This is a genomic window from Kitasatospora sp. MMS16-BH015 (genome assembly GCF_002943525.1).
GTDB lineage: Bacteria > Actinomycetota > Actinomycetes > Streptomycetales > Streptomycetaceae > Kitasatospora.
Map to the genome: position 1 here is coordinate 2,175,990 of NZ_CP025394.1, position 12,367 is coordinate 2,188,356.

11 protein-coding genes are annotated in these 12,367 nt (G+C 71.2%); 4 read left to right on the top strand and 7 right to left on the bottom strand.

From position 1 onward, the window contains the following. Positions 1-154: 154 nt before the first annotated feature. The 4 genes from ileS (at position 155) to CFP65_RS09350 (ending at position 5,481) form a co-directional block, all read left to right on the top strand. Positions 155-3,283, top strand: a complete 3,129-nt coding sequence (gene ileS / locus CFP65_RS09335) for an isoleucine--tRNA ligase (RefSeq protein WP_104815668.1) — start codon at positions 155-157, stop codon at positions 3,281-3,283. A 73-nt stretch (positions 3,284-3,356) separates the two neighbouring features. Then, positions 3,357-3,779 (top strand): ester cyclase, encoded by a 423-nt coding sequence (locus tag CFP65_RS09340; protein WP_104815669.1) that lies wholly within the window; start codon positions 3,357-3,359, stop codon positions 3,777-3,779. A gap of 13 nt (positions 3,780-3,792) precedes the next feature. Continuing rightward, entirely contained in the window at positions 3,793-4,857 is a 1,065-nt protein-coding gene (locus tag CFP65_RS09345; RefSeq protein ID WP_254552300.1) for a LuxR C-terminal-related transcriptional regulator, read from the top strand. Positions 4,858-4,917: 60 nt separating this feature from the next. Continuing rightward, positions 4,918-5,481, top strand: a complete 564-nt coding sequence (locus CFP65_RS09350; RefSeq protein WP_254552301.1) for a Uma2 family endonuclease — start codon at positions 4,918-4,920, stop codon at positions 5,479-5,481. A 59-nt stretch (positions 5,482-5,540) separates the two neighbouring features. Here the strand turns inward: CFP65_RS09350 and CFP65_RS09355 are convergent, their stop codons facing one another. From CFP65_RS09355 to murG, 7 genes are all read right to left on the bottom strand, one after another. Next, the gene (locus CFP65_RS09355) at positions 5,541-6,860 is read right to left on the bottom strand and encodes a DivIVA domain-containing protein (RefSeq protein WP_104815670.1); all 1,320 of its coding nucleotides are present in this window, start codon (positions 6,858-6,860) and stop codon (positions 5,541-5,543) included. A 51-nt stretch (positions 6,861-6,911) separates the two neighbouring features. Then, a complete protein-coding gene (locus CFP65_RS09360) occupies positions 6,912-7,202 on the bottom strand; it encodes a YggT family protein (protein ID WP_104815671.1) in 291 nt (96 codons plus the stop codon). A gap of 78 nt (positions 7,203-7,280) precedes the next feature. Then, positions 7,281-7,880 (bottom strand): cell division protein SepF, encoded by a 600-nt coding sequence (locus CFP65_RS09365; RefSeq protein WP_104820739.1) that lies wholly within the window; start codon positions 7,878-7,880, stop codon positions 7,281-7,283. Between the two features lie 150 nt (positions 7,881-8,030). Then, positions 8,031-8,819: a YggS family pyridoxal phosphate-dependent enzyme gene (locus tag CFP65_RS09370; protein ID WP_104815672.1), complete on the bottom strand. Its 789-nt coding sequence runs from the start codon at positions 8,817-8,819 to the stop codon at positions 8,031-8,033. Positions 8,820-8,929: 110 nt separating this feature from the next. Further along, complete coding sequence (gene ftsZ / locus CFP65_RS09375; RefSeq protein WP_104815673.1) at positions 8,930-10,126, bottom strand: cell division protein FtsZ; 1,197 nt, start codon at positions 10,124-10,126, stop codon at positions 8,930-8,932. Positions 10,127-10,458: 332 nt separating this feature from the next. Beyond that, positions 10,459-11,244: a cell division protein FtsQ/DivIB gene (locus tag CFP65_RS09380; protein ID WP_104815674.1), complete on the bottom strand. Its 786-nt coding sequence runs from the start codon at positions 11,242-11,244 to the stop codon at positions 10,459-10,461. A gap of 7 nt (positions 11,245-11,251) precedes the next feature. After that, positions 11,252-12,361: an undecaprenyldiphospho-muramoylpentapeptide beta-N-acetylglucosaminyltransferase gene (gene murG, locus CFP65_RS09385; protein ID WP_104815675.1), complete on the bottom strand. Its 1,110-nt coding sequence runs from the start codon at positions 12,359-12,361 to the stop codon at positions 11,252-11,254. Positions 12,362-12,367 lie beyond the last annotated feature (6 nt).

Here is a 12,367-nt window from a genome sequence, read left to right on the forward strand (position 1 = left end):
AAGAACGGCCCAGCCAGGGCCTACTAGACCCGGTCGCAAGCCCAAAGAGCGGGCCGCACGAGCTGGACGCGGCCAAGGAGGGTGGTACCGCGGGGCGGCATGCCGTCTCGTCCCTCCGTCGGATCCCGTAACCATCCGCCGGAGGTAGACGCCGATGCGTACCTACAACCCCGTCCCCGCGCAGGTCGACCTGCCCGCGCTGGAGCACCAGATCCTGAGCTTCTGGAAGGACCAGCAGGTCTTCCAGCGCAGCCTGGAGCAGTCCGAGGGCCGCCCCGAGTGGGTCTTCTACGAGGGCCCGCCCACCGCCAACGGCATGCCGGGCGCCCACCACATCGAGGCCCGCGTCTTCAAGGACGTCTTCCCGCGCTTCCGCACGATGAAGGGCTACCACGTCGCCCGCAAGGCCGGCTGGGACTGCCACGGCCTCCCGGTCGAGCTGGCCGTGGAGAAGGAGCTCGGCTTCTCCGGCAAGCAGGACATCGAGAAGTACGGCATCGCGGAGTTCAACGCCAAGTGCCGCGAATCCGTCACCCGCTACACCGACGCCTTCGTCGAGCTGACCGAGCGGATGGGCTACTGGGTCGACCTGGACGACGCCTACCGCACCATGGACCCGTCCTACGTGCAGTCGGTCTGGTGGTCGCTCAAGCAGATCTTCGACAAGGGCCTGCTGGTCCAGGACCACCGCGTCGCCCCCTGGTGCCCGCGCTGCGGCACCGGCCTCTCCGACCACGAGCTGGCCCAGGGCTACGAGACCGTGGTCGACCCCTCGGTCTTCGTCCGCTTCCCGCTCACCTCGGGCCCGCTGGCCGGCACCGCCGCGCTGCTGGTCTGGACGACCACCCCGTGGACGCTGGTCTCCAACACCGCCGCCGCCGTGCACCCGGAGGTGACCTACGTGGTCGCCACCGACGGCACCGAGCGCCTGGTCGTCGCCGAGCCGCTGGTCGGCAAGGCGCTCGGCGAGGGCTGGGAGACCACCGGCGAGTCCTTCACCGGCGCCGAGATGGAGCGCTGGGCCTACCGCCGCCCGTTCGAGCTGGTCGCCATCGAAGACGCGCACTACGTCCTGAACGCCGACTACGTCACCACCGAGGACGGCACCGGCATCGTCCACCAGGCCCCGGCCTTCGGCGCCGACGACCTCGCGACCTGCCGCAAGTACGGCCTGCCGGTGGTCAACCCGGTCGAGGCCGACGGCACCTTCGCCGCCGAGGTCCCGCTGGTCGGCGGGGTCTTCTTCAAGAAGGCCGACGAGACCCTGGTCGCCGAGCTCAAGGCGAGCGGCCTGCTCTTCAAGCACGTCCCGTACGAGCACAGCTACCCGCACTGCTGGCGCTGCCACACCGCGCTGCTCTACTACGCGCAGCCGTCCTGGTACGTCCGGACCACCGCCGTCAAGGACGCGATGATCCGGGAGAACGAGGCCACCAACTGGCACCCGGAGACGGTCAAGCACGGCCGCTTCGGCGACTGGCTGAACAACAACATCGACTGGGCGCTCTCCCGCAACCGCTACTGGGGCACCCCGCTGCCGATCTGGCGCTGCGACGAGGGCCACCTGACCTGCGTCGGCTCGCTGGCCGAGCTCTCCGAGCTCACCGGCACCGACCAGAGCGGCCTCGACCCGCACCGCCCGTACATCGACGAGGTCACCTTCGACTGCCGCGAGTGCGCCGGCACCGCCGTGCGCGTGCCCGAGGTGATCGACGCCTGGTACGACTCGGGCTCGATGCCCTTCGCCCAGTACGGCTACCCGTACCAGAACAAGGAGCTGTTCGAGAAGCGCTACCCCGCGCAGTTCATCTCCGAGGCGATCGACCAGACCCGCGGCTGGTTCTACACCCTGATGGCCGTCGGCACCCTGGTGTTCGACAAGTCCTCGTACGAGAACGTGGTCTGCCTGGGCCACATCCTCGCCGAGGACGGCCGCAAGATGTCCAAGCACCTGGGCAACATCCTGCAGCCCATCCCGCTGATGGACCAGCACGGCGCCGACGCGGTGCGCTGGTTCATGGCCGCGGGCGGTTCGCCCTGGTCGGCGCGGCGCGTGGGCCACGGCACCATCCAGGAGGTCGTGCGCAAGACGCTGCTGACCTACTGGAACACCGTCGCCTTCCAGGCCCTCTACGCCCGCACCACCGGCTGGGCTCCCTCGGCCTCGGACCCGGCCCCGGCCGACCGTCCGCAGCTGGACCGCTGGGTGCTCTCCGAGCTCAACACGCTGGTGCGCGAGGTGGACGCCGCCCTGGAGGCGTACGACACCCTGCGGGCCGGCAAGCTGCTCTCCGGCTTCGTCGACGACCTCTCCAACTGGTACGTCCGCCGGGGACGGCGCCGCTTCTGGCAGGGCGACGCCGCCGCGCTCGCCACGCTGCACGAGGCGCTGGAGAAGGTCACCCGCCTGATGGCCCCGCTCACCCCGTTCATCACCGAGCGGGTCTGGCAGGACCTGGTCGTCCCGGTCGCCCCGGACGCCCCGCTCTCCGTGCACCTGGCCTCCTGGCCGGTGGCCGACGAGACGCTGATCGACACCGACCTCTCCCGGCACATGGCGCTGGTCCGCCGCCTGGTCGAGCTCGGCCGCTCGACCCGCGCGGAATCGGGTGTGAAGACCCGTCAGCCGCTCTCCCGCGCGCTGATCGCCGCCCAGGGCTGGGAGGAGCTGCCGGCCGACCTGCGGGCGCAGATCGCCGAGGAGCTCAACGTCTCGGTGCTCGAATCCCTGGCCACCGTGGGCGGTTCGCTGGTGGACACCACCGCCAAGGCCAACTTCCGGGCGCTGGGCAAGCGCTTCGGCAAGGGCGTCCAGGACGTGGCCAAGGTGGTCGCCGCCGCCGACGCCGCCGCCCTCGCGGCCGACCTGCGGGCCACCGGCACCGCCACGGTCCTGCTGGACGGCTCGGAGATCGCCCTCTCCCCCGAGGAGGTCATCATCACCGAGACCCCCCGCGAGGGCTGGGCCGTCGCCAACGAGGCCGGCGCCACCGTCGCCCTCGACCTGGAGATCACCCCCGAGCTCAAGCGGCTCGGCGTCGCCCGCGATGCCATCCGCCAGATCCAGGAGGCCCGCAAGAACTCCGGCCTGGACGTCGCCGACCGCATCGTCCTGCGCTGGCGCAGCACGGCCGAGGAGACCGCCGAGGCCATCGCCGAGCACGGCCACCTGGTCGCCGAGGAGGTGCTGGCCACCGACTTCGCCGCCGGCGCGGCCGACTGGGAGTCGGAGACCTTCACCGACGAGGGCCTGGGCCTGAGCTTCCAGCTCCGCAAGGCCTGACCCACCCGGCCGGGCCGCCGAACCCCAGGTTCCTGGGGTACCGGCGGCCCGGCCGCCGTCCAAGACTGAGGTCATGGACACCATCGACACGAACAAGAAGACCGTGAGCGCGTTCATCGACGCGCTGTTCACCGAGGGAGACCTCAGTGCCGTGGACGACTACCTCGCCGAGGAGTTCGTCAACCACGACCCGCCGCTCGGCGCGAGCGCGGACCGCGAGGGGATGCGGGCCGCCGCCGCGATGTTCCGGGCCGCCTGCCCCGACTGGCACAGCGACCAGCACCTCTTGATCGGCGAGGACGACCTGGTGGTCGAGCACTTCACCGCGAGCGGGGTGCACCGCGGCACCCTGCTCGGCGTCCCCGCGACCGGCCGCACCCTCGAACTGGCCGGCATCAACATCTTCCGCGTCCGCGACGGCCGGATCACCGAGCGCTGGGGGCGGCTCGACGAGCTCGGCCTGCTGCGCGGGCTCGGACTCGTCCGGCTGCCCTGACCGGAGTAGCGTCGTGACCGTGGACGGAGCCGTCGCGCACCGCAGGACGGCCGGCCTGATCGAGCGCTGCTACGCCGGGCTGGACGCCACCGAGCTGCGCACCGAGACGCTCCGGCGCCTGCGCACCGTCCTACCGGTCGACGCCGCCTTCTTCGCCACCGTTGACCCGGCGACCGTGCTCTTCACCTCGGCCCTGGCCGAGGAGCCGCTGCGGGCGGCCACCCCGCTCTTCCTGGCGAACGAGTACGACCGCGCCGACGTCAACAAGTTCACCGCGCTGGCGGGCGCCGCCGACCCGGTCGGCTCGCTCGACCACGCGACCCGGGGCGAGCGGCGGGCCAGCCCCCGGTACCAGGAGATCATGGCCGGCCTCGGGCTCGGCGACGAGCTGCGGGCCGCCCTCACCACCGGGCCGGACTGCTGGGGCGTGCTCTGCCTGCACCGGGCCGACTCCGCGCTCGGCTTCACCGAGGAGGAGATCGCCCTTGTCCGTGCCCTCGCCCCCCACCTGGGCGAGGGCCTGCGCCGGGCCGTCGCCACCGGGCCCGCCGCACCGGCGGACCCGGCCGGCGAGCCCGGCATCATCGTGCTCGACGACCGGCTGGCCGTCCTCTCGGTCAGCCCGGAGGCCGCCCGGTGGGCGGCCGAACTCGCCGAGCCCGCCGAGGGCGGACTCCCGGTCGCCGTCCGCGCGGTGGCCGCCCGCCTGCGCCGCCTCGCCCACCCCGACGCGGCCGGCCTGCCGCCACCGACGCTGCGCCTGCGAGCCGCCTCCGGCCGCTGGCTCACCGTCCACGCCACCCACCTCCCGGGCCCCGACGGCCACCGCATGGGCGTGGTGATCGGCCCCGCACCCGCCGCCCAGGTCAGCTCCCTCCTCCTCACCGCCCACGGCCTCACCGAGGCCCAGACCAGAGTCGCCGCCCTCGTCGCCCGCGGCAGCTCCACCCGCCAGATCGTCGACGAGCTCCACATCTCCGCCAACACCGTCCAGGAACACCTGACCGCGATCTTCGACAAGTTCGCCGTCCACAGCTGCCGCGAACTGGTCGCCGCCCTGCTCGCCCCCCGACCCTGAGCACCAGCCGGGTAGGCTGACGGCGGATCAGCGGTCTCGTCGCCCATCAGGAGGCTGGAAGTGGACTACGCCCGCATGCGAGCGATCGCGGACGAGCTCATGGCGCACGCTCCGGAAGACGTGTGGGCCACCGAGATCAGCGGTGACGAGATCATCATGATGATGAGCCCGGCCAAGCGGCACGAGCTCATCGTCTACCGGCTCGCCAAACACCTGGACCGCCAACTGGAGAGTGCGGACACCGACCTCATCGCCCATGGCGGGGCCGACGTGGAGGACCCGGAATCCGGGATCAAGCGCCGTCCGGACGTCATGGTCTTCCCCGAGAGCGCCCTGGATTCCTCGGGCGAGGCACTGCACCCGCGCGAGGTGACGGCGGTGGTGGAGGTCGTCTCCAAGTCGAACCCCGAGAACGACTACGCGGGCAAGGTGCGGGACTACCCGGCAATGGGCATCCCGTACTACCTGATCATCGACCCGCGCTCCGGCACCGGCCTGGTCCTCTCCGCCCCGCACGAGACCCCCGAGGGGCGCCGCTACAGCACCCGGCGGGAGTTCACCTTCGGTGAGACGGTCGAGTTCGCCGGCTACGAGGTCGCCACCGCCGACTTCCCGACGTACTGAGCACAACGCAGAACGCCCCCGGTCCGCTCGCGCGGGCCGGGGGCGTTCGTGGGTACTGCTTAGTTGTCGCCGTCCTCGTCGATGAGGAAGCCGCGCATCGGGGCCGGAGCCTGCTGCATCGGCTGCGGCGGCTGCGGGCGGACCGCGGCCATCGGCTGGGTCATGCCGACCGGGGCCATCTGGGAGGCCGAGCCACCGTTCGGCTGGGAGCCGAAGCCGCCCGACTGGCCGCCGAACGACGGGGTGTTGCCGCCGAAGGACGGGCTGCTGGTGCCGCCGCCGAAGGACTGCTGGCCGCCGAAGGAGGGCTGGCTGCTCATCGCGGAGGAACCGGCGGGCGCCATCGAGGAGGCGGCCGGCGGCAGGGAGGCGGTGGCCGGGATCCGCGGCGGGGCCAGCGAGTCGTCGGCCTGCGACTCCAGCTGACGCAGCTGGGTCTCCAGGTAGGACTTCAGGCGGGTGCGGTACTCGCGCTCGAAGGCGCGCAGGTCCTCGACCTTGCGCTCCAGCGTCGCGCGGGCGGACTCCAGCGAGCCCATCGCCACGCGGTGCTTCTCCTGCGCGTCCCGCTCCAGCGCGTCGGCCTTGGCGCGGGCGTCCCGCTCCAGACCCTCGGCCCGGCTGCGCGCCTCGCCGACGATCTTGTTGGCCTCGGACCGGGCCTCGGAGATCGCCTGGTCGGCGGTCTGCTGGGCGAGGGCGAGCACGCGGGCCGCGCTGTCGCCACCGGGCTGCTGCTGCTGCATCGGCTGCTGCATCGGGCCGCCGAGCTGCTGCTGCATCGGGCCGCCCATCGGCTGCAGCTGCTGCTGCCCGCCCATGGTCTGGCCCATCTGCTGCGGCATCTGCTGCTGACCCATCGGGCCGCCCATCGGCTGCAGCATCTGACCGCCCATCGGCTGCACCAGCTGCTGCTGGCCGCCCATGGTCTGGCCCATCTGCTGCGGCATCTGCTGCTGGCCCATCTGCTGGCCGGGGCCGGCCGGGAGCTGCGGAGCGCCGGAGGGCAGGCCGAGGGGCTGGTTGCCCATCTGCTGCTGCTGACCCATCTGCTGCGGGCCACCGAGCTGCTGCTGGCCCATCTGCTGGCCGGGGCCCTGCTGGCCCGGCACCGGAGGACCGGATATGGCGGCCGGCACCGGAGCGCCCGGGCGGGCGTCCTGCGGCTGCTGCTCCTTGCGCATGTTGGCCTGGTTCTGCGCGGCGGCACGAGTCGCGGCGGCCAGCTTGGCCCGCAGGTCCTCGTTCTCGCGCAGGAGGCGCGTCAGCTCGGCTTCGACCTCGTCGAGGAAGGCATCGACCTCATCCTCGTCGTAGCCTTCACGCAGGCGGACGGTCGTGAACTGCTTGTTCCGAACGTCCTCGGGGGTCAATGGCATCTCTTCACCTCAACGTGATCGTCGGCAACAACCGGCATCCTGGTGCAGCGCTCAAGACGGCAGAGTCAGCACGAGCGATCTCAGGACAAACACAATGATCATCAGTACGAAGAAGGACAGGTCGAGTGCCACGCCCCCGAGTCGCAACGGCGGGATGAAGCGCCGAAGAAGCTTGAGCGGCGGGTCCGTGACAGTGTAGGTGGCTTCCAGGACCATGACCATGGCCCGCTGCGGACGCCAGGACCGTGCGAACTGGAAGACCCAGTCCATGACGAGCCGGAAGAGCAGGACCAGCAGGAAAGCCGTGAGTGCCCAGAAGAGCACGTCCCTCACGATCCCCATCCCGTTCTTCCCTCTCCCCGACCGACGATCCGTCAGTCACTCACTGTTGTTGGACCCACACGTGCTGTCGTGGCCGGGTCAGCTCTGGTTGAAGAACCCACCCTCGGCGATCCGAGCCTTGTCCTCCGCCGTTACATCGACGTTAGCAGGCGACAGCAGGAACACCTTCTGCGTCACTCGCTCGATACTGCCGTGCAGACCGAAGACGAGTCCAGCGGCGAAGTCTACGAGTCGCTTCGCGTCGGTGTCGTCCATCTCGGTCAGATTCATGATCACAGGGGTGCCGCCACGGAACTGTTCCCCGATGGTACGGGCCTCGTTGTAGGTCCGGGGGTGCAGCGTGGTGATGCGGTAAGGCTCACGTTCGTTGACGACCTTGGGCATGATCACCGGGGCGCTCTTCTCCAGGTTGTGGCGGCGTTCGGGTGTGATGGACGACACTGGGGCCATCCGCGGCGGCTCCGACCGGATCGGCACGGCGGCCGGGACGGGCTGCGGAGCGATGTGCGCGACCGGGGCGGGCGCGGGGGCGGGCCGCTGAAGGTCCTCGGTGCGCCCGGTACGGATCGGCTCGGGGTCCGTGTCGTAGTCGTCGTCGGGGTCGTACCCCTGGCCGTCGTACGTCTCGTCCTCCACGAGGCCGAGGTAGACCGCCATCTTGCGCATTGCGCCGGCCATGCTCCTTGTCTCCTCCGCGTCATGGTGGATCGGCTCCGTCACCTGTGGGCCTCCGCCCGCGGAGAATGCGATCCACGGTCCGTCAATCTGTGGACAGCTGTTGGGTTCTGTCCCGATTTTTCCTGCAGTGTGATCTACTACCTGGTGACGTTACCGGAGCGGTGACCGCACTCCGAGCACCGCCGTACCGACGCGTACGTGTGTCGCTCCGGCCGCCACTGCCTGCTCGAGGTCACTGCTCATACCTGCGGAGACCATCGTGGCAGCAGGATGGGCCGCCCGTACGGCGGTTGAGATTTCCGCCAGCCGATCGAAGGCACTCGCCGGGTCCCCCGCGAAGGGGCCGGCCAGCGGAGCGACGGTCATCACACCGGCCAGCTGCAGCCCGGGCGTGTCGGCGATCTTCCCGGCCAGCTGGAGCACCTGGTCAGGGGCCACTCCGGCCCGTCCCTCGCCCTCTCCCGACTCCTTGTCGAGGGCCACCTGCACGAGGCAACCGAGCGGCGCGCGCCCGGTCTTGAGCACCGCCGCCGAGAGCGAATCCACCAGCCGCGCGCGGTCCACCGAGTGCACCAGGTCGGCGTAAGAGACCACCGAGCGCACCTTGTTGGTCTGCAGCTGGCCGACGAAGTGCCAGGTCAGCGGCAGTCGGGCGCAGAGCTCGGCCTTGGGGGCGGCGTCCTGGTCGCGGTTCTCCGCCACGTCGGTGACGCCCAGGGCGGCCAGCAGCGCGCTGTCCTCGGCCGGGTAGGTCTTGGTGACCACGACGAGGGTGACCTCCTCGCGCGGGCGGCCCGCGGCGGCGCAGGCGTCCGCGATCCGACGCTCCACCACCTCGAGGTTGGTGCCGAGCTCCTCGTAGCGTGCGAGCTGCGCCGGCGTCAGGCCCGCGGTGAAGGCGGGGCGGTCCGGGAACGCCGCGTAGATGTCGTTCGTCATGAGTGTCAGCAGTCCAAAGTCAGTGGTCGCAGCCAGGTCGTGACAGCAGTGTGCTCACCCCGCCCCCTGGCGGAGGGGCTGGGTGAGCACGTGGTCTGTCCTGCGGTCGTCTACTTCAGGAAGTCCGGCACGTCGAGCTCCTCGGCCGGGCTCTCGACGAAGGGCTGCCGGGCCGGCTGCACCTGCGGCGGCACCGGCGGGGCGGTGGTGACGGGCGCCTCGGTGGCGCGCGGCTCCTCGCTGCGGGCGGTCACCGAGCCGATGCTCCCGTAGGAGGGGCGGGTGGCCGGGCGCTCCGGGGCGGCCGGCGTGGCGGCCGGGGTGGCCTTGACCACGGGGTCGCGCACGATGGCCGGGGGCTGGCCGCCGTCGAAGCCGGCCGCGATGACGGTGACGCGCACCTCGTCGCCCAGGGCGTCGTCGATGACGGCACCGAAGATGATGTTGGCCTCGGGGTGGGCGGCCTCGCTGACCAGCTGGGCCGACTCGTTGATCTCGAAGAGGCCGAGGTCGGAGCCGCCGGAGATGGAGAGCAGCACGCCGCGGGCGCCGTCGATGGAGGCCTCGAGCAGCGGCGAGGAGATCGCCATCACGGCGGCGGCCTTGGCGCGGTCCTCGCCGCGGGCCGAGCCGATGCCCATGAGCGCCGAACCGGCGTCCGACATGACCGACTTGACGTCGGCGAAGTCGAGGTTGATCAGGCCCGGGGTGGTGATCAGGTCGGTGATGCCCTGGACACCGGAGAGCAGCACCTGGTCGGCGGAGCGGAAGGCGTCCAGCACCGAGACCTGGCGGTCCGAGATGGAGAGCAGCCGGTCGTTCGGGATGACGATGAGGGTGTCGACCTCCTCGCGCAGCCCGGCGATGCCGTCCTCGGCCTGGTTGGCGCGGCGGCGGCCCTCGAAGGTGAAGGGGCGGGTGACCACGCCGATGGTCAGGGCGCCGAGCGAGCGGGCGATGTTGGCCACGACCGGCGCGCCGCCGGTGCCGGTGCCGCCGCCCTCGCCGGCGGTGACGAAGACCATGTCGGCCCCCTTGAGGACCTCCTCGATCTCCTCGCGGTGGTCCTCGGCGGCCTTGCGGCCGACCTCGGGGTTGGCGCCGGCGCCGAGGCCCCGGGTGAGTTCACGGCCCACGTCGAGCTTGACGTCGGCGTCGCTCATCAGGAGGGCCTGTGCATCGGTGTTGATCGCGATGAACTCGACGCCCTTGAGACCGACCTCGATCATCCGGTTGATGGCGTTGACACCACCGCCGCCGATACCGACGACCTTGATGACTGCGAGGTAGTTCTGCGGTGCTGCCACGTCGAAGGCCTCTCGCCTCGAATTTCCGGGTCGGCCCCAGGGAGCGGAGGTCCGACGGATGTCGATGGGTGGGAGCGCGGTTTCGTGACCGTATGTCCGAAATTCCGACCACCGACCCGAACCCTAAACTTGAGGTTTAGAGTTACTCATGTGTCTGTGTCAGTTGACACTAGGTCGGACGAGGCCGGGTGTTCAACGAACACGCCGAGCGTCCCTTTTTTCTTTTGAGCCTATGTGATCATCGACCACCCGGCGAAACCGGGGTGACCACCAAGGGTCGGGCCGGAGCCTGGACTCCGTCAACACCACCCTCAGGGCTAGAACTTACCCGATCAAGAGGACACCGCAGGCGCCTCCGGCGCACTCACGTCATAGTTCGTGGCCTTCTGACCGAGCAGCGCGGTGAGCACCTTGGCCTTGCGGTCGGTCCGCTCCGCACTCCCCCAGCGCACCAGCACACCATCGCTGAGCTGGAGTTCGATGTCGTCGTACGAGTACACCCGAACCGCTCCGGCCCGCTTGGCGACGGCCTCCGGGAGCCCGGCGGCCACCGTCACGGCGGCCCGGACGAGGGTCGGACGGGGAATCACCCCCAGGGATTGGTTCGTCTGCTGACTCAGGGCCAGCTCCACCACCGGCACGCCGGCGGGCGGTGCGGATTCGGTGGCGAAGCTCACCCCTTCGGCGTCGACCTGGGTGAACTTGCCGTCCTCCGCCTTGACGGCGGCCACGGCCTTGCGTTCGACCAGCTTCACCCGCAGGGTGTGCGGCCAGCCGCGCCAGATCTCGGCCTTGGCCACCCGGGGCACGGCCTCCACCCGGCGCTCGGCCGCGGCCAGGTCCACCCGGGCCAGCGGGCCGCGGGTGGCGTCCCCGAGCGCGGCGGCGACCTGGTCGTTCGTCAGCTGACCACTCTCCAGGCCCTGGACGTCGACGGCGCGCACGTCCAGGGCCGAGGAGAAGAAGACCAGCCAGCCGAGCCCGCCGAGCAGCAGCGCGCCGAGCGCGCTCAGCACCACCACCCCGCGCCGGGAGAGGCGGAGCCGGGGTGGCCCCGGCTCGTCGTCACCCCAACCTCCGGCGGCCTCCCAGCCTTCGGCGGGCCCGGTCTCGGCCACGGCGGCGTCAGCCCCTGCCGCGGCGGTGGCCCTGGGCGGCCGCGACCGCCTCGTAGACCATCCTGACCAGCAGGTCGTCCGCGTCCCGGCGGCCGAAGGCGGCGGCGGCGTTGCTCATCTCCCACAGCTTCTGCGGGTTGGTGAGCACCGGCAGCACGTTCTGGAGCACCCAGTCCGGGGTCAGCTCGGCGTCGTCCACCAGCAGGCCGCCGCCGGCCTTGACCATCGGCTGGGCGTTCAGCCGCTGCTCGCCGTTGCCGATCGGCAGCGGCACGAAGGCGGCGGGCAGGCCGACGGCGGCCAGCTCGGCCACCGTCATGGCGCCGGCCCGGCAGAGCATCAGGTCGGCGGCGGCGTAGGCCAGGTCCATCCGGTCCACGTACGGCACCGCGCGGTACGGCGGCATCCCGGGGATGTCGTCGATCACCGGCAGCTCGTTCTTCGGGCCGACGGCGTGCAGGATCTGCACCCCGTACTGCTGGAGCCGGGGCGCGATCGCCTGGACGGTCTCGTTCAGGCGGCGGGCGCCCTGCGAACCGCCGGAGACCAGCAGGGTGGGCAGCCGCTGGTCGAGGCCGAAGTAGTGCCGGGCCTCCGGGCGCACCGCGCCGCGGTCCAGGGTGGCGATGGTGCGGCGCAGCGGGATGCCGATGTAGCGGGAGTCGCGCAGCTTGGAATCCGGGGTGGAGACGGCGACGAAGTCGCTGTACCGGGCGCCGATCTTGTTGGCCAGGCCCGGGCGGGCGTTGGCCTCGTGCACCACGATCGGCACCCCGGCGCGCTTGGCCGCGAGGTACGCGGGCATCGCGACGTAGCCGCCGAAGCCCACCACCACGTCGGCCTTGACCCGCTCGATGATCTCCTGGGCGGCCCGGACGGTGCCGCGCAGGCGGCCCGGGACGGTGATCAGCTCGGGGGTGGGCTTGCGGGGCAGCGGGACGGCCGGGATCAGCTCCAGCTGGTAGCCGCGCTCGGGTACCAGGCGGGTCTCCAGACCGCGCTCGGTGCCGAGGGCGGTGATCCCGATGGACGGGTCGTGCCTGCGGAGGGCGTCCGCGAGGGCGAGCGCCGGCTCGATGTGGCCGGCGGTCCCGCCGCCGGCGAGTACGACATGCACCGAAAT

Bases quoted from the DNA above. Each gene is read 5' to 3' on its own strand.
- ileS (WP_104815668.1), top strand. From the start codon at position 155: ATGCGTACCTACAACCCCGTCCCCGCGCAGGTCGACCTGCCCGCGCTG.
- CFP65_RS09340 (WP_104815669.1), top strand. From the start codon at position 3,357: ATGGACACCATCGACACGAACAAGAAGACCGTGAGCGCGTTCATCGAC.
- CFP65_RS09355 (WP_104815670.1), bottom strand. From the start codon at position 6,860: ATGCCATTGACCCCCGAGGACGTTCGGAACAAGCAGTTCACGACCGTC.
- CFP65_RS09360 (WP_104815671.1), bottom strand. From the start codon at position 7,202: ATGGGGATCGTGAGGGACGTGCTCTTCTGGGCACTCACGGCTTTCCTG.
- CFP65_RS09365 (WP_104820739.1), bottom strand. From the start codon at position 7,880: ATGGCCGGCGCAATGCGCAAGATGGCGGTCTACCTCGGCCTCGTGGAG.
- CFP65_RS09370 (WP_104815672.1), bottom strand. From the start codon at position 8,819: ATGACGAACGACATCTACGCGGCGTTCCCGGACCGCCCCGCCTTCACC.